This window comes from Aeromonas sp. S16(2024) (assembly GCF_041403065.1).
GTDB lineage: Bacteria > Pseudomonadota > Gammaproteobacteria > Enterobacterales > Aeromonadaceae > Aeromonas.
Genome location: NZ_JBGLQX010000002.1, coordinates 39,050 through 57,236, shown reverse-complemented (window position 1 = coordinate 57,236; position 18,187 = coordinate 39,050). Strand labels below are relative to the sequence as shown.

Genomic DNA, 18,187 nt, shown 5'->3' with positions numbered 1-18,187 from the left:
ATGGCGCCTGGGTGGGCGGTGCCATGCACCGCAGTTGCCAGCATGGTAAACCATAGCGCAGGCGGAGCGAAGCCCGGGCGCCCTGGCTGCCGGTTTATTGAACGCTCATGGCGTCGGCTCAAGGGAGGTGCATGATTGCGGCTGGATGGGGCTTATCGGGCCGTACTCGGGGGCAGCGGCATCAGGGTGTTGAGGTCGAGCAGGGTGAAGTAGCCGCCTTCGTCGGGATACCAGCCGCCGGTGTCTATGTAGTAGACATTGCCAAGGTGGGCCGGGCGGCCTACCGGGGTGTGGCCCACCACCAGGGCGACGAGATCCTCGACACCACTCTCGTCCAGCCGCTCGATGCGGCGCCTTGACCAGAGACAGACGTTCTTGATGGCGCGCAGCCTGCCGCCGCTCACCCCCGCATCCAGTTGGTCCAGCAGCCCCTGCCAGGAGGGGAAGGGGCAATCGGCGTGGAGCAGCCCGACCGGACCGGCCGGGGTGGCCACCTCGATGGCAAGGGGCAGGGTGCGGTAGCGGGCGGCGTACTCTGCCTGCTGATGGGGGGAGAGCCGTTCAAACCAGCCGCCGCCGTTCTGGATCCAGTTCTCCCTATCGCAGCTCTCGTAGCGGCAGACGTAGTCGTCGTGATTGCCGCAGACAGGGTGAAACCAGGGCCTGGCCAGCCACTCGAGCACGGCTGTGCAGTCGGGGCCGCGATCCGTCAGATCCCCTACGGAGAAGAGGCGATCCCGAGCGGGGTCGAATCCCGCCTGGTCCAGCGCCCCTTGCAGCAGCGAAAAGTAGCCGTGGATATCGCCGACGGCGAGATCCCGCCCCAGAGGATTGCGGGAGAAGCGTCTGATCAGCGGGGACGGATTCATGGCTAGCCTCCTTGTCTGGTGTGACCGGCTCGCGCCGCCGGATGACCGATGGGGGATCAGGGGCTCGTGGATAAGTGCAGCATGGCATGCTCTGCCTCGTCATAGTAGAGGCAGGTGGGGGCGGGCTCTTCCCCGTCGAGGCGACAAGCGGCTTTGCAAGGCTTGCCGCGCTGCCAGCAGATCCCGGATAAAAGAATGCCAGTCGGTGTCGACTGGCATGCAAGGTACTGACGGATGCCCGGCGTCGGGATCAGAGCAGATCTTCGAGCTGGTACTTCTTGAGCAGGGTGTCGAAGGTGCCGTCGGCCTTGACGCGCTCGATGGCGGCATCGAACTGGCTCTTGAGCTTGTCATCGTTTTTGCGCAGGGCCACCGCCACCCCTTCTCCCAGGATCTTGTCCTGGGTGCCGTTGTACTGGGGGCCGACGAAGGCGAACTGCTTGCCCATCTCCTTGTCGAGGAAGCCCACCTTCAACTGCACCATGTTGCCGAAGGTGTAGTCGGCGCGGCTGGACTGCAGATCCAGCATGGGGGACTGGGCGTTGACGTAGCGCTTGATCTTGGCCACCTCACCGTAGCGGGCGGTGATGAAGTTGTCCTGGGGGGTGCCTTCCTGCACCGCTATCACCTTGCCCTTGAAGTGCTCAGGGGTGTCGGCAAAGTCGGCCGCCTTGTCGCTGCGCCCCACGAAGCGGTTCTGCATCATGTAGTAGACCTGGCTGAAGGCGACCTTCTGGCGCCGCTCGTCCGTGATGTTCATGGAGGACATGATGGCGTCGTACTTGCGCACCTGCAGACCGGGGAGCAGGGCATCCCAGGGCTGGTTGATCACCTCGCACTCTGTCTTCATGGCCGCGCACAGGGCATAGGCCAGATCTACTTCGAAGCCGCCGAGCTTGCCGCTGCTGTCGACCATCTCGAAGGGGGGGTAGGTAGCGTCGGTGGCGATCACCAGGGGTTTGGCGGCCGCCTGGCCGGTGGTGGCCAGGGCCACCAGCATCATCAGTATGTTGAGTTTCATGGTCAGTCCCTTGAAGTGTGATGTCATTCCTAGCGTGCTAAAGGGTGCCGGCCTCAAGGGCCGACGGCTATCTTGCGATGGGTGAGGGCCGGCAGCTGGCTGCGTACCCTGCGCTGGGCCGCCAGATCCAGGGTGGCGATGGCCAGTCCCTGACCCTCCTCTACCTGGGCCAGCACCCGGCCCCAGGGATCGATGATCATGCTGTGGCCGAAGGTGCGGCGCCCGCCGGGGTGCTCTCCCCCCTGGGCCGCGGCCAGCACGAAGGCCAGGTTCTCCACCGCCCTGGCCCGCAGCAGCAGCTCCCAGTGCGCGAGCCCCGTGGTGTGGGTGAAGGCGGCGGGCAGGGCGATGAAGTCGGGGGCGGGCCCCAGGCGAAACAGCTCCGGGAAGCGCAGGTCGTAGCAGATCCCCAAACGCAGCACGCCCCAGGGCAGGGGATGGCTCACCACCTCCCGGCCCGGGCTCATGGTCGCGGCCTCGTCATACTGCTCCTGCCCGGTGCAAAAGCCAAACAGGTGCAGCTTGTCATAGCGGCTCGCGAGCTGCCCTTGCGGGTCGATGAGCAGGCTGCTGTTGTGCATCTTGCCGGGCTCATCGCTTGCGAGCGGCAATGTGCCTGCCAGCAGCCAGACTCCGAGCTCCCGGGCCAGCCCCTGGGCCCAGGCCAGCAGAGGGTGATCGCTCACGGGGGCGGCTAGGGCCACCCGCGCCCGCTCGTCAACCGGCATCAGGTAGAAGTATTCGGGCAGCAGGGCCAGCTCGGCCCCCTCGGCGGCCGCCTGACGCAGCAGCGCCTCGGCCTGGGCCAGGTTGTGGTCGAGCTCATCCCCGGACACCATCTGCAGGACGGCAACGCGCAGTGAATCCATGGTGCCTCCTAGACGCCGCACAGGCGCTCGGCGCCCGCCAGCAGGGTGTCGTCATCCTTGGAGAAGGAGAGGCGGATGACCCGCTGATCCGTGCCGTCGTGATAGAAGGCGGAGACCGGAATGGTGGCGACCCCGTGATCGCGGATGAGCCGCTGCACGAAGAGGCTGTCCGGCTCGTCGCTTACCTGCTCGTAGCTCGCCAGCATGAAGAAGCTGCCCGCCGAGGGGAGCAGAGTCAGGCGGGAGTCCGCCAGGGCCGAGGTCAGCAGGTCGCGCTTGCGCTGGTAGAAGGCTGCCAGCCCCTGGTAGTGGGCCGGTTGCTGCAACAGGTGGGCGAAGCCGTACTGCATGGGGGTGTCGGCGGCGAACATGGCGAACTGGTGCACCTTGCGGATCTCCTCCATCAGGGGGCGGGGGGCCACGCAGTAACCCACCCGCCAGCCGGTGACGTGGAAGGTCTTGCCGAAGGAGAAGACCGCGACGGAGCGCTCCACCAGCTCCGGATAGCGGATCACGCTCTGGTGCAGGGCGCCGTCGAACACCACGTGCTCATACACCTCGTCCGAGAGGATCAGGATGTCGGTGCCGCGTACCAGGCGGGCGAGCTGCTCCTGATCCCCCGCCTGCCAGACGGTGCCGGTGGGGTTGTGGGGGGTGTTGAGCACTATCATGCGGGTGCGCGGGGTGATGCGGGCCGCCACTTCATCCCAGGGGATGGCAAAGTCCGGCGCCTTGAGGGCGATCACCACAGGGGTGGCCCCCTGCAGCTGGATCATGGGGCGGTAGCTGTCAAACGCCGGCTCGAACATGATCACCTCGTCCCCCGGGTGAACCAGGGCGGTGATGGCGCAGAACAGGGCCTCGCTGGCGCTGGCGGTGATGGTTATCTCCTCGCCCGCGTCATAGTGGTGGCCGTAGCTGGTTGCTATCTTGGCCGCCAGCTGCTCGCGCAGGGCGGGCAGCCCCGTCATGGGGGCATACTGGTTCTCCCCGGCCAGCATGGCCTCGTGGGTCACCCGGATGAGCTCGGGATCGCAAGGGAAGCTCGGCGCCCCCTGGGAGAGGTTGATGCTGGGATGGCGGGCGGCCAGATCCCCGATCACGGTGAAGATGGTGGTGCCCACCTGGGGCAGTTTGCTGACAATGCGGGGGGAAGACATGGCGCCATCACCGATGTGTGTGAAAGAGGTCCCTTTTTAGCCCCCGCAAGGGTTGCCGGACAACGGATTATTCGGCATGTTATGCATGAGTTTTTCTCAAGCATGGAGGCTTGTATGTTGTCCACCCAACCCCGCAGCCAGTTGCCCCTGTATGGCTTGCAGGTTTTCGAGTGTTCTGCCCGCCACCTGAGTTTCACCCTGGCCGCCGACGAGCTGTGCGTGAGCCAGGGGGCGGTGAGCAAACAGATCGCTCAGCTGGAGGCGCGCCTCGGCCACCTGCTGTTCGTGCGCGGCACCCGTTGCCTCACCTTGACCCCGGCCGCCGAGCGGTTGCTGCCCTTCGTTCGCGAAGGGCTGGCCCGCATGGGGGAGGGGCTCAGTGCCTTGCAGGCCCTGCCCCACGAGCAGGCCATCAGCATCAAGGTGCCCTCCTGCGCCAGCCGCTGGCTGCTGCGACGGTTGCAGGCGTTCGAGGGGGAGGCGGTGGAGGTGCGCGGCAGTCACAGCCATGGCATCGACTTCTCCCGGGAGCCCTTCGATCTCGCCATCGTCTATCAATCCTGTCAGGCCAGGTACCCCCACAGCCGGTCGCTGTTCCAGGAGCGGCTGACCCCGGTCTGTGCCCCGGCCTTTGCCGCCAAGCACCGTCTGTTCGAGCGCGACCTGAACGAGCTGCCCCTGCTGCCCCTCATCCATGCCAGCGCCGATCGACGGGACTGGCGCAACTGGTTTGCCGCCTTCCTCGCCACCCCCTGGCAGCCCCAGGGGGGACAGCTGTTCGATACCCTGGACTTGGCGATGAATGCCGCCTTGCAGGGATTCGGTCTCTCCCTCGGGGATCCCACCATCGTGGCCGAGGAGCTGGAGAGCGGCGCCCTGGTGGCCCCCTTCGCCCCCGTGCTGGAGACGGATCACGAGTACGCCCTGCTCGCCCGGCCCGACAGCCGGCGGCAGGGGGTGGCCCGCACCTATCACTGGTTGCTGGAGAGTCGCGACCACCCCTGATCGCCGTCAGCGCCTCCCCTGGCGGGGTGAGATCTCTCTGTCCATCAAAAAACAACAGCCCCGCTGGCGGGGCTGTTGTCATGGTGGTGGTCGCTGGCCGATTAAGAAGTCAGTGGCAGATCTTGTAGTAGACCTCGTTCCAGCGAAGCTGCTCCTTGAGCGCGGGGATCCGGGTGTGCTCGTCAATCACCACGAACTCGATGCCCAGGATGTCGGCGAAGGTGCGCAGCTGCTCAATGTCCACCGACTGGGTGAACACAGAATGGTGGGCGGCCCCGGCCAGGATCCAGGCCTCGGCACTGGTTTGAAGGTCGGGCATGGGTTTCCACAGGGCGCTGGCCACCGGGAGTTTGGGCATGGCCTCTGGCAAGTCCACCACCTCCAGCTGATTGACCACCAGGCGGAAGCGGTTGCCCAAGTCGATGAGGCTGGCATTGACCGCCTTGCCGGCCGGGGCCGCGAACAGCAGGCGGGCCGGATCGGCCTTCTTGCCTATCCCTAAGTGCTGGGCATCCAGCACGGGTTTATCGGCGGCGATGGAGGGGCAGACCTCCAGCATATGGGCCCCCAGCACCAGGTTGTTGCCCGCCTCCAGATGGTAGGTGTAGTCCTCCATGAAGGAGGCGCCCCCCGCCAAGCCATGTCCCATCACCTTGATGGTGCGCAGTAGAGCCGCTGTCTTCCAGTCCCCTTCTGCCCCGAAGCCGAAGCCTTGCTGCATCAGGCGCTGGCAGGCGAGCCCCGGCAGCTGGTGCAGGCCGTGGAGATCCTCGAAGGTGGTGGTGAAGGCGCCGAAACCGCCGTCGGTGAGGAATTTCTTCATCCCCAGCTCTTGGCGCGCCGCCTCATAGAGGGAGGCTCGCAGCGGCCCGCCCGCCTGTACCGCCTCGGTCAGGGTGAAGGTCTGCTCGTACTCGGCCAGCAGCGCCTCGATGTCGCTGTCGGGCACGGCATCGATCACTTTGACCAGATCGCCGACCGGGTGGTAGTTGACCTGATAGCCGAACTGGATCTGGGCCTCAATCTTGTCGCCTTCGGTGACCGCCACGTTGCGCATGTTGTCGCCAAAGCGGGCGATCTTGAGGTGGCGGCTGTCGTGGATGGCGGCGGCGACTCGCATCCAGTTGCCAATCTTCTGCCTGGCTTCCTCATCCTGCCAGTGGCCGACCACCACGGTGCGGGGCAGCCGCAGGCGGGCACCCATGAAGCCGAACTCGCGGCCGCCGTGGGCGGTCTGGTTCAGGTTCATGAAGTCCATGTCGATCTCGCGCCAGGGGAGATCCCGGTTGAACTGGGTGTGGAACTGCAGCAGGGGTTTTTGCAGCTGACTCAGGGCCGGGATCCACATCTTGGCGGGGGAGAAGGTGTGCATCCACACCATGAGCCCCACGCACTGCTCGCTGTGGTTGGCATCCCGAGCCACCGCGCTTATCTCATCGAGTGTGGTGCCTGTGGGCTTGAGCACTATCTTGAGGGGCAAATTCGCCCCCTCGTTGAGCTGGCTGGTGATAGTGTGGGCGTGATCGGCCACCTGCTTCAGGGTGGTGGCGCCATACAGGTGCTGGCTGCCGACCAGGAACCACACTTCCAGCTGTTTCATCAATTCCATCTTGGTGTCCTCTTTTTAAGCTTTTGTCTGGCCGTAATAGGCGTGTTTGCCATGTTTGCGCTGGTAGTGCTTCTCCAGCAGGTAATCGGGCAGGGGGCGGGCCGCGGGGTTGATCTGGCCGGTGAGCCAGGCCATGCGGGCCACCTCCTCCAGCACCACGGCGTTGTGCACAGCGTCATCGGCGTTCTTGCCCCAGCTGAAGGGGCCGTGGTTGGCCACCAGCACCCCCGGCATGGTGAGGATGGGGGTCTGCTTGAGGGTCTCGACGATGAGGTGGCCGGTCAGCCCCTCGTAATCCTCCTCGACCTCCCCCGGGGTGAGCAGGCGAGAGCAGGGGATCTCGCCATTGAAGTAGTCGGCCTGGGTGGTGCCGAAAATCGGGATGGCGCGCCCCGCCTGGGCCCAGGCGGTGGCATGGGTGGAGTGGGTGTGCACCACGCCGCCAAGCTCGGGATAGGCGCGATAGAGCACCAGGTGGGTGGCGGTGTCGGAGGAGGGGCGAAGCTCCCCCTCCACCTGCTTGCCCGCCAGATCCAGCACCACCATGTCCTCGACCCGCATCCGCTCGTAGCTGACGCCGCTGGGCTTGATCACCACCAGACCCTGTTCCCGGTCTATGCCGCTCACGTTGCCCCAGGTGAAGGTCACCAGGCCATGGCGCGGCAGATCCAGGTTGGCGGCGAGCACCTGCTCCTTGAGCGCTTTGAGGCTCATGCCGGTACCTCCCGGTTGTAGAGGGGCTCGGCGGCGGCGCCCCAGGCGAGGTAGCGCTGGTAGAGCCGCTCATACTCGGCGACCCGCTCGGGGTCAGGCTGGTGGGTGCGCTCCACGGCGCTCGCCATGTCCCGCTGGGCATCAGCCACATCCGAGTAGATCCCGGCCGCCACGGCGGCAAAGATGGCCGCCCCCAGAGCGCAGCACTGATCCGAGGCCACCACCTGGATGGGGCGATTCATCACGTCGGCACAGGTCTGCATCACAGTGGTTGATTTGCGGGCGATGCCGCCCAGCGCAATCACCTGCTCCACCGGCACCTGCTGGTGGGTCATGCACTCCATGATGCTGCGGGCACCGAAGGCGGTAGAGGCCACCAGGGCGCCGAACAGATCGGGCGCATCGGTGCCGAGGTTGATGCCCGTGAGGGTGCCCTGCAGGCGCTGGTTGGCGTAAGGGGTACGGCGGCCGTTGAACCAGTCGAGTACCACCGGCAGGTGGGCGAGATCGCGCTGCTGCTCCCAGGCGGCGGCGAGGCTTGGCAGCAACTCCCGCTTGTGGGCCTCGATGGCGGTGCGAAGCTCCGGGTATTGGGCGGCGAGGCTCTCCAGCGGCCAGCCGAGCTGGCGCTGATACCAGGCATAGATGTCGCCAAAGGCCGATTGTCCCGCTTCCAGCCCCACCATGCCCGGCACCACGCTGCCGTCCACCTGGCCGCAGATCCCGGCAATGGCCCGCTCGCCTATGGTGGCTTCGTCGGCAATCAGGATGTCGCAGGTGGAGGTGCCTATCACCTTGACCAGCGCATTGTTGCCGGCCCCGGCCCCGACCGCCCCCATGTGGCAGTCGAAGGCGCCGCCCGCTATCACCACCTCGCAGGAGAGGTGCAGCCGCTCGGCCCACTCCGGGGTCAGGGTGCCGACCGGCAGATCGGCGGTCCAGCTGTCGGTAAAGAGGGGGAAGTCGAGATCCTGGGTCAACAGCGGATCCAGCGCGTTGAGAAAATCGGCGGGGGGCAGGCCGCCCCAGCTCGGGTGCCAGAGGGACTTGTGGCCGGCGGCGCAGCGTCCACGCTTGAGGTTCGCGGGGGCCTGGGTGCCGCTCAGGATGGCGGGCACCCAGTCGCACAACTCGACCCAGTTGCAGGCGGCGGCGCGCACGGCGGCATCGGCTCGGGAGACGTGCAGGATCTTGGCCCAGAACCACTCGGAGGAGTAGACCCCGCCTATGTAGCGGCTGTAGTCGGGGAACTGGCCGCCGTGGCACAGCGCCGTGATGGCCTCCGCCTCCTCGATGGCGGTGTGATCCTTCCACAGCACGAACATGGCGTTGGGGTTGTCGGCAAATTCCGGGCGCAGGGCCAGCACACGCCCCTCCTCATCGATGGGGGCCGGGGTGGAGCCGGTGCTGTCCACCCCGATACCGCGCACGGCGGCGCGCTGACTCGGGGTGAGCTGACTCACCACCGCCACCACCGCCTGCTCCATGGATTCGATGTAGTCGAGGGGGTGGTGGCGGAACTGGTTATGGACCGGCTGGCAGTAGTGGCCGGCCTGCCAGCGTGGGTAATAGACAACATGGGTCGCCAGCTCGGCGCCGTCCTGGCAGCGCACGGCGAGTGCCCTGACCGAGTCGCTGCCGAAATCGAGTCCGATGACGATGTGCTCAGACATATGTGCTCCTGACCATCAATGAGGGGTGACTGGGGAGGAACCATAGGAGATGCACCGAACGGACGGTTAGCCATTGGCTGCTGGAAATATGGATTTAAACGCTACAAGCGCAAGAGGGTGACCCTTGTCGAGGATCTCGCATGTAACGATTTTGCTAAATATATAGACAAAATGGCTGCAATCTCATGGCGTGATCCTGCTCTCCATTTTTCCATGTGAAAACGATTACAACTTGGTTCGCTCATCTAGCAACAACAATAACGTCATGTTTGGACATGTTTTTATGTGGCGGCCAGAGGAATGGACCCAATGGCTGCGTTTCATGGATACATGGATTGATGGAACATCTGGAGACACTCGCATGAACAAAATCGTTAAAGGCATGATCGCGATGGGGTTTGCCCTTGGTATGGCAAATTCTGCTTTCTCGGCCGAGGCGCTCAAGCTGGGCTACCTGGTCAAGCAGCCCGAGGAGCCCTGGTTCCAGACCGAATGGAACTTCGCCGACAAGGCGGGCAAGGATCTCGGTTTCGAGGTGATCAAGATAGCCGTGCCCGATGGGGAGAAGACCCTCAATGCCATCGACAGCCTGGCGGCCAACGGCGCCAAGGGCTTCGTCATCTGTACCCCTGACCCCAAGCTCGGGGCCGCCATCATGGCCAAGGCCAACAGCATGGATCTGAAGGTCATCACTGTGGATGACCAGTTTGTCAACGCCAAGGGCCTGCCCATGGAGCAGGTGCCGCTGGTGATGATGGCCGCCACCAAGATAGGCGAGCGCCAGGGTCAGGAGCTCTACAAGGAGATGGAAAAACGCCAGTGGGATGTGAAGGCGACCGGGGTGCTGGCCATCACCGCCGATGAGCTCGACACCGCCCGTCGCCGGGTCGAAGGCTCCTTGAGCGCGCTCAAGGCCGCCGGTTTCCCCGAGGCGCAGATCTACCGCTCCCCCACCAAGGCCAACGACATTCCGGGGGCACTGGACGCCGCCAACTCCATGCTGGTGCAGCACCCCGAGGTCAAAAACTGGCTCATCGTCGGCATGAATGACAACACAGTGCTCGGCGGTGTGCGCGCCACCGAAGGGCAGGGCTTCAAGGCCGAGAACGTCATCGGCATCGGCATCAATGGGGTGGATGCGGTGAACGAGCTCTCCAAGTCCAGCGCCACCGGCTTCCTCGGCTCATTGCTGCCAAGCCCGGACGTACACGGCTACAAGAGCATCCAGATGCTCCATGACTGGGTCGTCAATGGCGCAGAGCCGGCCAAGTTCACCGAAGTGACCGACGTGGTGCTCATCACCCGCGACAACTTCAAGGTCGAGCTGCAGAAGAAAGGTCTGTGATCGCCAATCCCTGATACCCATGCCGGCATGGTGCCCTGCGCCGTGCCGGCTGGCTGGAGTCATCTCATGAATCAAGTTCCTTATCTGGAGTTTTGCGGCATCAGCAAGGAGTTCCCCGGCGTCAAGGCGCTGCAGAACGTCTCCTTCTCCTGCCAGCAGGGCTCGGTGCATGCGCTGATGGGGGAGAACGGCGCGGGCAAATCCACCCTGCTCAAGATCCTGAGCGGTTTTCAGGCCCCCACCACAGGAGTGGTGAAGCTGGCCGGCCAGGAGAAGGTCTTTCAAGACACGGTCGATGCCCTGGAGTGCGGGATCGCCATCATCTATCAGGAGCTGCACCTGGTGCCCGAGATGACGGTGGCCGAGAACATCTACCTCGGCCAGCTGCCGACCCGGCGCGGCGTCATCGATCGGGAGAAGCTCTATCAGGATGCGGCGAAACAGCTGGCGCGCCTCGGCATGGATGTGTCGCCGGAGACGCCGCTCAAGTACCTGTCCCTCGGTCAATGGCAGATGGTGGAGATCGCCAAGGCCCTGACCCGGGACGCCAGCGTCATCGCCTTCGACGAGCCGACCAGCAGCCTGTCGTCTCGCGAGATAGATCAGCTGTTTCGGGTCATTCGCCAGTTGCGGGACGAGGGCAAGGTCATTCTCTACGTCTCCCACCGGATGGACGAGATCTTCGCCCTGTGCGATGCCATCACAGTGTTCAAGGATGGCCAGTTCGTGCGCACCTTTGCCTCCATGGCCGAGGTGGACCGGGATCTGCTGGTCAAGACCATGGTGGGGCGGGATCTGACCGACATCTATGGCTACAGCCCGAGACCGCTTGGCGAGGTGGGCCTGCGGGTAGAGAACCTGATGGGCCCCGGCCTGAAGGCACCCGTCTCGTTTGAGGTGAAACGGGGAGAGATCCTCGGCATCTTCGGGCTGGTGGGGGCCGGTCGCAGCGAGCTGATGAAGCTTATCTTCGGTGCCGAGAAGGCGCGTAGCGGCGAGATTGCCGTGTTCGGCAAGCCGGTGGTCATTCGCAATCCCATCGACGCCATTCGCAGCGGCATCATGCTCTGCACCGAAGACCGCAAGGCCCTCGGCATCATCCCCATCCATTCGGTGCAGGAGAACATCAACATCAGCGCTCGCCGCCACAAGGCGTGGGGGGGCTTCTGGATCAACCAGAAATGGGAGGACGAGAACGCGAAGCTCAGGATCCGCGACATGCGGGTCAAGACCCCGTCCCCCCATCAGGCCATCATGAACCTCTCCGGCGGCAACCAGCAGAAGGCCATTCTGGGCCGCTGGCTCTCCGAAGACATGAAGGTCATCTTGCTCGACGAGCCGACCCGCGGCATCGACGTCGGGGCAAAGAACGAGATTTACAACGTGATTTACGATCTGGCCAAGGTGGGCATCGCCGTGGTGGTGGTCTCAAGCGAGCTGCCTGAGGTGCTGGGCATCGCGGATCGGATCATGGTCATGCGGGAGGGGGTGATAGCAGGGGAGCTCTCCCACCATGAGGCCGACGAGGTCAAGGCGCTCAATCTGGCCATGCCGTCCCGTTAATCCCCCGTGACAGCAACGCGATAACACCCGGAATTTTCAGGAGAAATACCATGACAACAACTACCTCAGTCGGTCAGGCCGCCAGCGCAGCCACGGCGAGCGGCACCCGCCTGCAACTGGCCCGCATCTGGGATCAATACGGCATGCTGGTGATCTTCGCCATCCTGTTCCTGCTGGCCTGCGCGCTGGTGCCCAACTTCGCCAGCCTGATCAACATGCGCGGGCTCGGGCTCGCCGTCTCCATGTCGGGCATGGTGGCCTGCGGCATGCTGTTCTGCCTCGCCTCCGGTGAGTTCGACATGTCGGTGGGCTCAGTGGTGGCCTGCTCCGGCGTCGCCTGCGCCGTGGGCATCAACGCCACCGAGAGCATCACGGTCGGCATACTGGCAGGCATGTCGGTGGGGGTGCTGTTTGGCCTCATCAACGGCATAGTGGTGGCCAAATTCAAGATCAACGCCCTCATCACCACCCTCGCCACCATGCAGATGGCGCGCGGGGTGGGCTACATCATCTCCGACGGCAAGGCGGTCGGCATAGTGGAGGAGGGTTTCTTCGAGCTCGGCAACTCCGCCCTGCTCGGGATCCCGACGCCTATCTGGCTGACGGCGGTCTGCTTCGTGCTGTTCGGCCTGCTGCTCAACAAGACCACCTTCGGCCGCAACACCCTGGCCATGGGGGGCAACGAGGAGGCGGCGCGTCTGGCCGGGGTCAACGTGGTGCGCACCAAGATCATCATCTTCACCATGACCGGGCTCATCGCCTCCATCGCGGGCATCATACTCGCGTCGCGCATGACCTCGGGCCAGCCCATGACCTCCATCGGCTTCGAGCTGGTGGTCATCTCCGCCTGCGTGCTGGGTGGGGTCTCCATGAAGGGGGGCATCGGCAAGATCTCCTACATCATCGCCGGTGTGCTGATCCTGGGGCTGATGGAGAACGCCATGAACCTGCTCAACATCTCCCCGTTTGCCCAGTACGTGGTGCGCGGCCTCATCCTGCTCGCCGCCGTGCTGTTCGACCGCTACAAGCAGGTGCGCAAGGCGCGCGTCTGAGCTGCTGCGCCCTCAGGCACCAGGTCGGCCCTCGCTGGCCTGGTGCCTCCTTCACGCAAGCTGTGAGCCAGTTCAATAAATTCACATCAGGCCGCTTGCGAAAATAGGTTGTTCCAACGCCGGATCTCTACAATGGCCCAAGCCGATTTTTTTACCCAAGCGCTGTTTTCCGCCATGTCCTCGATGCAAAAAGAGAAGCCGAAACAACTCAACCCCCTGTTGCCGGGCTACGCCTTCGATGTGTTCCTGGTCTCGGGCATGACCCCCATAGAGCAGGGGAGCGCCCTCGACTTCATCATCGACCGGCCTCAGGGCATGAAGGGGTTCATCGTCAACCTGACCATCAGGGGCAAGGGGCAGATCTTTCAGGGGGATCAGGCTTTTACCGTGGAGCCAGGGGACCTGCTGCTGTTTCCGCCGGCGGCGGTGCACTATTACGGCCGGGCGCCGGATGCGCGGGAGTGGTATCACCGCTGGGTCTATTTCCGGCCGCGGGCCTATTGGGCCGACTGGCTCAAGTGGCCCCAGGTGACGGAGCGGGTGGGACGCCTGCAACTGGCGGACAGCCAGTTGCTCGCCGAATTTGACGCCCTCTTCCTCGACATCGAAGAGACCCACCAGCAACTCAGACCCATGTCGGAGCAGCTCGCCATGAACCTGCTGGAGCGGCTGCTCATCCGCTGCTACGAGGCCTCCTCCCTCAGTGCCTATCCCACCATCGATCACAGAGTTCACCAGGCGTGCCAGATCCTGAGCGAGTCGCTCTGCGCCGAGATCTCGGTGGAGGCGCTGGCGGAGCAGGTCTTCCTGTCCCCCTCGCGCCTCGCCCACCTGTTTCGCGAGCAGGTGGGGGTGAGCATAGTGCGCTGGCGCGAGGATCAGCGGATCATGCGGGCCAAGCTGTTGCTGCAGACCACCCCCATGTCGGTGGCTACCATAGGCCAGCAGGTGGGCTATGACGATCAGCTCTACTTCTCCCGGGTGTTCAGGAAGCGGGTGGGAGTCAGCCCCACCGAATACCGCAAGTGCGCCACCCCGTTGTGATGCCGGCCACGGCAAGCTCCCAGAGATGACAAAGCCCTCGTGATGAGGGCTTTGGTTATTCAGGGGGGCGGACCTTGTCGTTGCCGAGATCAGCCTTGGCGAGCCTTGAACCTGGGGTTGCTCTTGCAGATCACGAACAGCTTGCCGCGCCGACGAACGACCTGGCAGTCCGGATGACGTGACTTGGCTGATTTCAGGGAGGCGAGTACCTTCATGACTTCTCTTTTCCTTTGTTGAAGAATTGGCCGAATCGCTGACCGAAGCGGGCGACCTGTCCTTCCTTGCCGACCTGCTTCTGCTTGCCGGTATAGAAGGGGTGGGAGGCACTGGAGACATCCAGCGTCACATAGGGGTAGGTGTTGCCATCTTCCCATTGCTTGGTGCGATCGGTCTGCAAGGTGGATCCGATCAGGAAGCAGGTGTTGCTGGCCAGATCGTGGAACAGGACCTTGCGGTATTCAGGGTGAATATTGGGGCGCATGATTGTCTCTTTTTGTTATGTTATAACAAATGCGGATGATGCGATGGATGAGAACCAATATCAACCATTTTTTCTCCCGAGGTGGCCAGGCAGGATGGAACTCGCTCAGAAAAGGGAAGCAGGAGGGAATGCGGATGAGGTCATGACAGGGAGAGTGATGGATTGTTGAGCGATGGAGGGGGAACGAGAAGCTGAGCCTTTACTTTTGGTTTTTACTGTATAAAAATACAGTTAACCATCATGGAGAGCTATCCTATGCGCCTGGAAATCATCATCGACAGAAAACATCAGATCCCCACTGCGACCATGGAGGCGCTGCGCCAGGAGTTGCTCAAGCAACTGGGCGAGCGATTCCCTGATCTGCATGTGCGGGTCGCCCCGGGCAGTGCCATGGCCCTGACGGTCAGCCGCGCCAGCAAGGAGGACAGGGAACTGGCCGAGACCATGGTGCAGGAAGTGTGGGAGAACGCCGAGAGCTGGATGCCGGAAGCGGAAGGCGCCGAGGCCTGATCAGGGGCCGGTTGTCGATTTGCCTCTCCTGGCCAGGGCAGGCTTTCACCCGGTTTGAACGAAGCGCAGCTCAAGGCTGCGTTTCGTGTTTGTGGGCAGGCGATCGGGCGCTTAGCCAGGTCAGGAGATTCAGAGCCCGGCCCAGCGCTTGAGGCTGCCGCTCTGTACCCGCTGGTTGGCCTGTGCGATGTCGCCATTGGCGCGAAGCGCCTTGAGGGCAATGGGAAGGGCAGTGCGCACTTCGTCGGCCGTCATCCCTGCCTGGAGGGCCGGATGATAGGCGAGCTTGAGCAGCACATAGTCGAGGCCGGTGGGGAAGCTGTCGATGCTGTTGTCATTGAAGATGGAGGGAAACACCTTGTTCGAGTCGTTGGGCAGCCCCATCACCTGGGTGAGCTCTTCCACCACGCAATCCAGGAAGCGGCCCTTGGCCCGGCTGTAGTCCACCGGGATGATGATGGTGGCTCGGGTGATCTCGTAGCTGGCATTGGTGGCGAAATTGGCCAGACAGATCCCCTCCTTGAGGGCAATGCTGACAGAGTCATCCTGACGCATGGTACGGCTGGCCCAGCTGGCCATCTGCTGGTGCCTTGTCATGATGAGGGTGAGATTGGGGTTGTCGTTGACGAGCTGTATGGGGTGGCCGGTGATCCTGGCCAGATGCTGGCTCTGTACCTTGACCACCTCGGCCTGCAGCGTCTTGTCGCCAAACTCGTTGATGAGCTTGAGGCGGATGGGGCCTTGCCAGCGGGAGAAATGTACCTGGCTCTCATGCCCATATTCCCGCTTCATGGCGACTTCCATGAAGCTCTGGACCAGATAGTCGTTGCTCTGCCAGCGTTCGGTGGCCTGCAGGGAGCCGGGCAGCAGCGCGGCGAGCCACAGGGCCAGCATCCGGCCTGGCGCGGCATGCCGAGGGCTGCGCCCTGAACGAGTGTGCCCTGGGATCATCTTGCCTCCTTGCAATCGATAGGGTCAGCCCGAGGTGCGTTCGATGTCACGCCAGGTGAGCCAGAGCCTGAGATCGAACTCCAGTTGATGATAGTCCGGTTCCATGTGCTGACAGAGCTGATAGAAGGCCTTGTTGTGATCCTTCTCCCGCAAGTGGGCCAGCTCGTGCACCACTATCATCTTCAGGAAGGCGGGATGGGCCTCCTTGAACAGGGCGGCGATGCGGATCTCGTTCTTGGCCTTGAGCTTGTTGCCCTGTACCCGGCTGACATAGGTGTGCAGGCCGAGGGCATCCTTGATCACGTTGATCTTGCCGTCGAAGATCACCTTGGAGAGCGGCGCCGAGCTTTTCAGGTAGCGGTTTTTCAGCTCCATGGTATAGGCAAGCAGCGCCTTGTCACTCTGGACGAGGTGGGTCTCGGGGTAGCGTTTGGCCAGCATCTCGCCGAGTTTTCCCGCCGCGATCAACTGCTGTACCTGGCTCTTGAGCGGGTCAGGATAGCCCCCCAGATAGGTCAGCTCCGCCATGATGTCTCCCCCTTCATACTAAAAAAGAGCGCCATTGTAATCATGATGGGCCCCCTTGAACACAGGTCTGCACGCCAATGAAAGGGGCCGTCGCTGTTGCCAGCGACGGCCCCGACTCTCGTCAACCGCTCTCAACGCCGGCGATAGAGACCCGGATCCACCTCTTCATAGCGGTCCGTCAGATATTGATAGAAGGCGAGGCTGGAGGGAGAGCTCGGCGTTTTCAACTGCTCTGCCACCCGCTCCGGCTTGGCGATGATGAACTTGGGATCCTGCCGCCGGATGTCGGCCAGCACCCGTTCGCGCACGTCATAGGGCGGATTGACGTTGGCGAAGAACAGATAGGCGGAGGCGGGCTGGCGATCTGTCCACAGATAGTATTGCGGCTGTATGCCGTCGACCCAGATCTTGTCGGTCGGCCCTGTCTCGGCCTTGATCCTGTCGACCCGCACCTGGGCCGGCGGATTGAACGGCTTGCCCTTGAGGTTGCCCTCCCAGGCGTTGTTGACCAGCAGTGCCAGCATGGCGAGCGACGCCAGCCAGGGGGTGGCGCTGCGCACATCCCAGGCGCGCCAGAGCGGCACCAGGATGAGCACCGGCAGGGCCCACAAGAGGCTGTTGCCGAGCACTTCGCGCACCCGCGGCAGCGACCACTCCTTGGTGCTCCAGCCGTAACCGAGCTGCTGGGCCAGCAGCCAGCTCGCGGTCAGCACCACCAGGGAGATGCAGAGCAGACCCAGGGCATCGGACTGCTGCTCGCTGCGATCCAGCAGGCAGGCCAGAGGCAGCAGGCAAAGTTGCAGGTAGAGCACGTCGTAGTGATCGAACACGTGGCCGGAGACGGAGTTAGCGATCAGGGTAAAGAGCACGCCGAACAGGGTGGCGCAGAGGGCGGGCAGATACCACTCCTGGCGGCGTCCCAGCATCAGCACAATGAAGGCCGGCAGCAGCATGACGAGGCCGGTGCGCAGCAAGCCGACGGCCCCCACTTCCGGCGAAAAGCCGTTGCCATAGCTCCCTTCGAAGAAGATGCCGAAGGCGTAGTATTTGAATTCGGCCAGCAACCCGTGGTGCTGGAAGTAGGCAAACAGCGGGCCGCCGACCAGGGCCAGCCCCAGCAGGCTGGAGCAGAGCAGGCCGAAGGCGCAGCGCCACTGCTCACGCAGAGACCAGTGGCAGAACAGCACCATATACCAGGCTCCCCAGAAGGCGCCGTTGTTGGTGCGCATCCAGGCCACGATGGCGAAGGTGAGGGCCGCCACCAGGGCAGGGCCCCAGCGAAACTGCTTGTCCAGCAGCAGGGTGATGAAGGCCCACTGGGCGATGAGGGCCAGGTGGAAGGTCCAGTCCTCGGTCATGTTGCCGTAGTAGTAGCGGGTGCTGTAAAGCGCAAGGATCGCCAGCATGCTGCCGAGGCGGGCCCGCAGGGAGAGCCCCAGCTGGGAGAATGCCTGCCAGCTGGCGAGCAGGCCGAGCCAGCAGAGCACCCACTCCAGCAGCCAGATCCCGAAGAAGCCGCCCAGGGAGTAGCCGAGGGCGTCGAGGGCGAAGATCATGGGGCCCTTGATGTCGATCATGTCCCGATAGAGCACACCCCCCTCGCTCCACATCTTGCCCATCACAGCAAACAGGGAGGCATCAAAGCCGGGGGCCATGCCGTGGAACAGCGGGTTGCGCAAGCAAAACAGCAGCGCCATCAGGGCGGTGAGCAGGACAACCGGCGGCTTGAGCCCGGGGTTGTAGCGCTGAGGGGTAAAACGGATGGCGTGATTCATGGATGACCTGTTCCTGCG

General features: G+C 63.6%; 18 protein-coding genes. 6 read left to right on the top strand and 12 right to left on the bottom strand.

Going from position 1 to position 18,187, the window contains the following annotated elements:
- Positions 1–152: 152 nt before the first annotated feature.
- From ACB030_RS02095 to ACB030_RS02080, 4 genes are all read right to left on the bottom strand, one after another.
- Positions 153–869, bottom strand: coding sequence for a metallophosphoesterase (locus ACB030_RS02095; protein WP_371157631.1), 717 nt, complete (start codon positions 867–869; stop codon positions 153–155).
- A gap of 250 nt (positions 870–1,119) precedes the next feature.
- Positions 1,120–1,890 carry an ABC transporter substrate-binding protein gene (locus ACB030_RS02090; RefSeq protein ID WP_371157629.1) on the bottom strand — a complete coding sequence of 257 codons (771 nt, stop codon included), beginning with the start codon at positions 1,888–1,890 and terminating at the stop codon, positions 1,120–1,122.
- A 53-nt stretch (positions 1,891–1,943) separates the two neighbouring features.
- The gene (locus tag ACB030_RS02085; RefSeq protein WP_371157627.1) at positions 1,944–2,759 is read right to left on the bottom strand and encodes a carbon-nitrogen hydrolase family protein; all 816 of its coding nucleotides are present in this window, start codon (positions 2,757–2,759) and stop codon (positions 1,944–1,946) included.
- An 8-nt stretch (positions 2,760–2,767) separates the two neighbouring features.
- The gene (locus ACB030_RS02080; protein ID WP_371157625.1) at positions 2,768–3,919 is read right to left on the bottom strand and encodes a methionine aminotransferase; all 1,152 of its coding nucleotides are present in this window, start codon (positions 3,917–3,919) and stop codon (positions 2,768–2,770) included.
- A 114-nt stretch (positions 3,920–4,033) separates the two neighbouring features.
- On the opposite strand from ACB030_RS02080, the gene ACB030_RS02075 reads away from it, so the two are divergent.
- Positions 4,034–4,924, top strand: coding sequence for a LysR family transcriptional regulator (locus ACB030_RS02075; RefSeq protein WP_371157623.1), 891 nt, complete (start codon positions 4,034–4,036; stop codon positions 4,922–4,924).
- A gap of 109 nt (positions 4,925–5,033) precedes the next feature.
- Here the strand turns inward: ACB030_RS02075 and araA are convergent, their stop codons facing one another.
- From araA to ACB030_RS02060, 3 genes are read right to left on the bottom strand one after another with little or no spacing between them, the layout of a single operon-like run.
- Complete coding sequence (gene araA, locus ACB030_RS02070) at positions 5,034–6,533, bottom strand: L-arabinose isomerase (protein ID WP_371157621.1); 1,500 nt, start codon at positions 6,531–6,533, stop codon at positions 5,034–5,036.
- A 15-nt stretch (positions 6,534–6,548) separates the two neighbouring features.
- Positions 6,549–7,247 carry an L-ribulose-5-phosphate 4-epimerase gene (locus ACB030_RS02065; RefSeq protein ID WP_371157619.1) on the bottom strand — a complete coding sequence of 233 codons (699 nt, stop codon included), beginning with the start codon at positions 7,245–7,247 and terminating at the stop codon, positions 6,549–6,551.
- A complete protein-coding gene (locus tag ACB030_RS02060; RefSeq protein ID WP_371157617.1) occupies positions 7,244–8,920 on the bottom strand; it encodes a ribulokinase in 1,677 nt (558 codons plus the stop codon). Before ACB030_RS02060 ends, ACB030_RS02065 begins: the two co-directional genes overlap by 4 nt.
- Before the next feature lie 361 nt (positions 8,921–9,281).
- On the opposite strand from ACB030_RS02060, the gene ACB030_RS02055 reads away from it, so the two are divergent.
- From ACB030_RS02055 to araC, 4 genes are all read left to right on the top strand, one after another.
- Positions 9,282–10,265, top strand: coding sequence for an arabinose ABC transporter substrate-binding protein (locus tag ACB030_RS02055; protein ID WP_371157615.1), 984 nt, complete (start codon positions 9,282–9,284; stop codon positions 10,263–10,265).
- Positions 10,266–10,331: 66 nt separating this feature from the next.
- Positions 10,332–11,828, top strand: a complete 1,497-nt coding sequence (araG, locus tag ACB030_RS02050) for an L-arabinose ABC transporter ATP-binding protein AraG (protein ID WP_371157614.1) — start codon at positions 10,332–10,334, stop codon at positions 11,826–11,828.
- A gap of 50 nt (positions 11,829–11,878) precedes the next feature.
- Positions 11,879–12,880, top strand: coding sequence for an L-arabinose ABC transporter permease AraH (araH, locus tag ACB030_RS02045; protein ID WP_371157613.1), 1,002 nt, complete (start codon positions 11,879–11,881; stop codon positions 12,878–12,880).
- 132 nt (positions 12,881–13,012) lie between these two features.
- Positions 13,013–13,924: an arabinose operon transcriptional regulator AraC gene (gene araC, locus ACB030_RS02040; protein WP_163156424.1), complete on the top strand. Its 912-nt coding sequence runs from the start codon at positions 13,013–13,015 to the stop codon at positions 13,922–13,924.
- 89 nt (positions 13,925–14,013) lie between these two features.
- On the opposite strand, the gene ykgO is transcribed toward araC, so the two are convergent.
- Both ykgO and ACB030_RS02030 read right to left on the bottom strand, forming a co-directional pair.
- Positions 14,014–14,139: a type B 50S ribosomal protein L36 gene (ykgO, locus tag ACB030_RS02035; protein WP_025326720.1), complete on the bottom strand. Its 126-nt coding sequence runs from the start codon at positions 14,137–14,139 to the stop codon at positions 14,014–14,016.
- Positions 14,136–14,405, bottom strand: a complete 270-nt coding sequence (locus ACB030_RS02030) for a type B 50S ribosomal protein L31 (RefSeq protein ID WP_139744400.1) — start codon at positions 14,403–14,405, stop codon at positions 14,136–14,138. Before ACB030_RS02030 ends, ykgO begins: the two co-directional genes overlap by 4 nt.
- 255 nt (positions 14,406–14,660) lie before the next feature.
- On the opposite strand from ACB030_RS02030, the gene ACB030_RS02025 reads away from it, so the two are divergent.
- Positions 14,661–14,915, top strand: coding sequence for a DinI family protein (locus tag ACB030_RS02025; RefSeq protein WP_025326722.1), 255 nt, complete (start codon positions 14,661–14,663; stop codon positions 14,913–14,915).
- Between the two features lie 129 nt (positions 14,916–15,044).
- On the opposite strand, the gene ACB030_RS02020 is transcribed toward ACB030_RS02025, so the two are convergent.
- The 3 genes from ACB030_RS02020 to ACB030_RS02010 all read right to left on the bottom strand — a co-directional run bounded on the left by ACB030_RS02020 (position 15,045) and on the right by ACB030_RS02010 (position 18,169).
- Complete coding sequence (locus tag ACB030_RS02020; protein WP_371157931.1) at positions 15,045–15,809, bottom strand: DUF2927 domain-containing protein; 765 nt, start codon at positions 15,807–15,809, stop codon at positions 15,045–15,047.
- Positions 15,810–15,890: 81 nt separating this feature from the next.
- The gene (locus tag ACB030_RS02015; RefSeq protein ID WP_371157610.1) at positions 15,891–16,394 is read right to left on the bottom strand and encodes a M48 family metallopeptidase; all 504 of its coding nucleotides are present in this window, start codon (positions 16,392–16,394) and stop codon (positions 15,891–15,893) included.
- A 131-nt stretch (positions 16,395–16,525) separates the two neighbouring features.
- Positions 16,526–18,169 (bottom strand): hypothetical protein, encoded by a 1,644-nt coding sequence (locus ACB030_RS02010; RefSeq protein WP_371157608.1) that lies wholly within the window; start codon positions 18,167–18,169, stop codon positions 16,526–16,528.
- Positions 18,170–18,187: the final 18 nt, after the last annotated feature.

Coding starts and splice junctions, on each gene's coding strand:
- ACB030_RS02095 (WP_371157631.1), bottom strand. CDS start 869: ATGAATCCGTCCCCGCTGATCAGACGCTTCTCCCGCAATCCTCTGGGG.
- ACB030_RS02090 (WP_371157629.1), bottom strand. CDS start 1,890: ATGAAACTCAACATACTGATGATGCTGGTGGCCCTGGCCACCACCGGC.
- ACB030_RS02085 (WP_371157627.1), bottom strand. CDS start 2,759: ATGGATTCACTGCGCGTTGCCGTCCTGCAGATGGTGTCCGGGGATGAG.
- ACB030_RS02080 (WP_371157625.1), bottom strand. CDS start 3,919: ATGTCTTCCCCCCGCATTGTCAGCAAACTGCCCCAGGTGGGCACCACC.
- ACB030_RS02075 (WP_371157623.1), top strand. CDS start 4,034: ATGTTGTCCACCCAACCCCGCAGCCAGTTGCCCCTGTATGGCTTGCAG.
- araA (WP_371157621.1), bottom strand. CDS start 6,533: ATGGAATTGATGAAACAGCTGGAAGTGTGGTTCCTGGTCGGCAGCCAG.
- ACB030_RS02065 (WP_371157619.1), bottom strand. CDS start 7,247: ATGAGCCTCAAAGCGCTCAAGGAGCAGGTGCTCGCCGCCAACCTGGAT.
- ACB030_RS02060 (WP_371157617.1), bottom strand. CDS start 8,920: ATGTCTGAGCACATCGTCATCGGACTCGATTTCGGCAGCGACTCGGTC.
- ACB030_RS02055 (WP_371157615.1), top strand. CDS start 9,282: ATGAACAAAATCGTTAAAGGCATGATCGCGATGGGGTTTGCCCTTGGT.
- araG (WP_371157614.1), top strand. CDS start 10,332: ATGAATCAAGTTCCTTATCTGGAGTTTTGCGGCATCAGCAAGGAGTTC.
- araH (WP_371157613.1), top strand. CDS start 11,879: ATGACAACAACTACCTCAGTCGGTCAGGCCGCCAGCGCAGCCACGGCG.
- araC (WP_163156424.1), top strand. CDS start 13,013: ATGGCCCAAGCCGATTTTTTTACCCAAGCGCTGTTTTCCGCCATGTCC.
- ykgO (WP_025326720.1), bottom strand. CDS start 14,139: ATGAAGGTACTCGCCTCCCTGAAATCAGCCAAGTCACGTCATCCGGAC.
- ACB030_RS02030 (WP_139744400.1), bottom strand. CDS start 14,405: ATGCGCCCCAATATTCACCCTGAATACCGCAAGGTCCTGTTCCACGAT.
- ACB030_RS02025 (WP_025326722.1), top strand. CDS start 14,661: ATGCGCCTGGAAATCATCATCGACAGAAAACATCAGATCCCCACTGCG.
- ACB030_RS02020 (WP_371157931.1), bottom strand. CDS start 15,809: ATGCTGGCCCTGTGGCTCGCCGCGCTGCTGCCCGGCTCCCTGCAGGCC.
- ACB030_RS02015 (WP_371157610.1), bottom strand. CDS start 16,394: ATGGCGGAGCTGACCTATCTGGGGGGCTATCCTGACCCGCTCAAGAGC.
- ACB030_RS02010 (WP_371157608.1), bottom strand. CDS start 18,169: ATGAATCACGCCATCCGTTTTACCCCTCAGCGCTACAACCCCGGGCTC.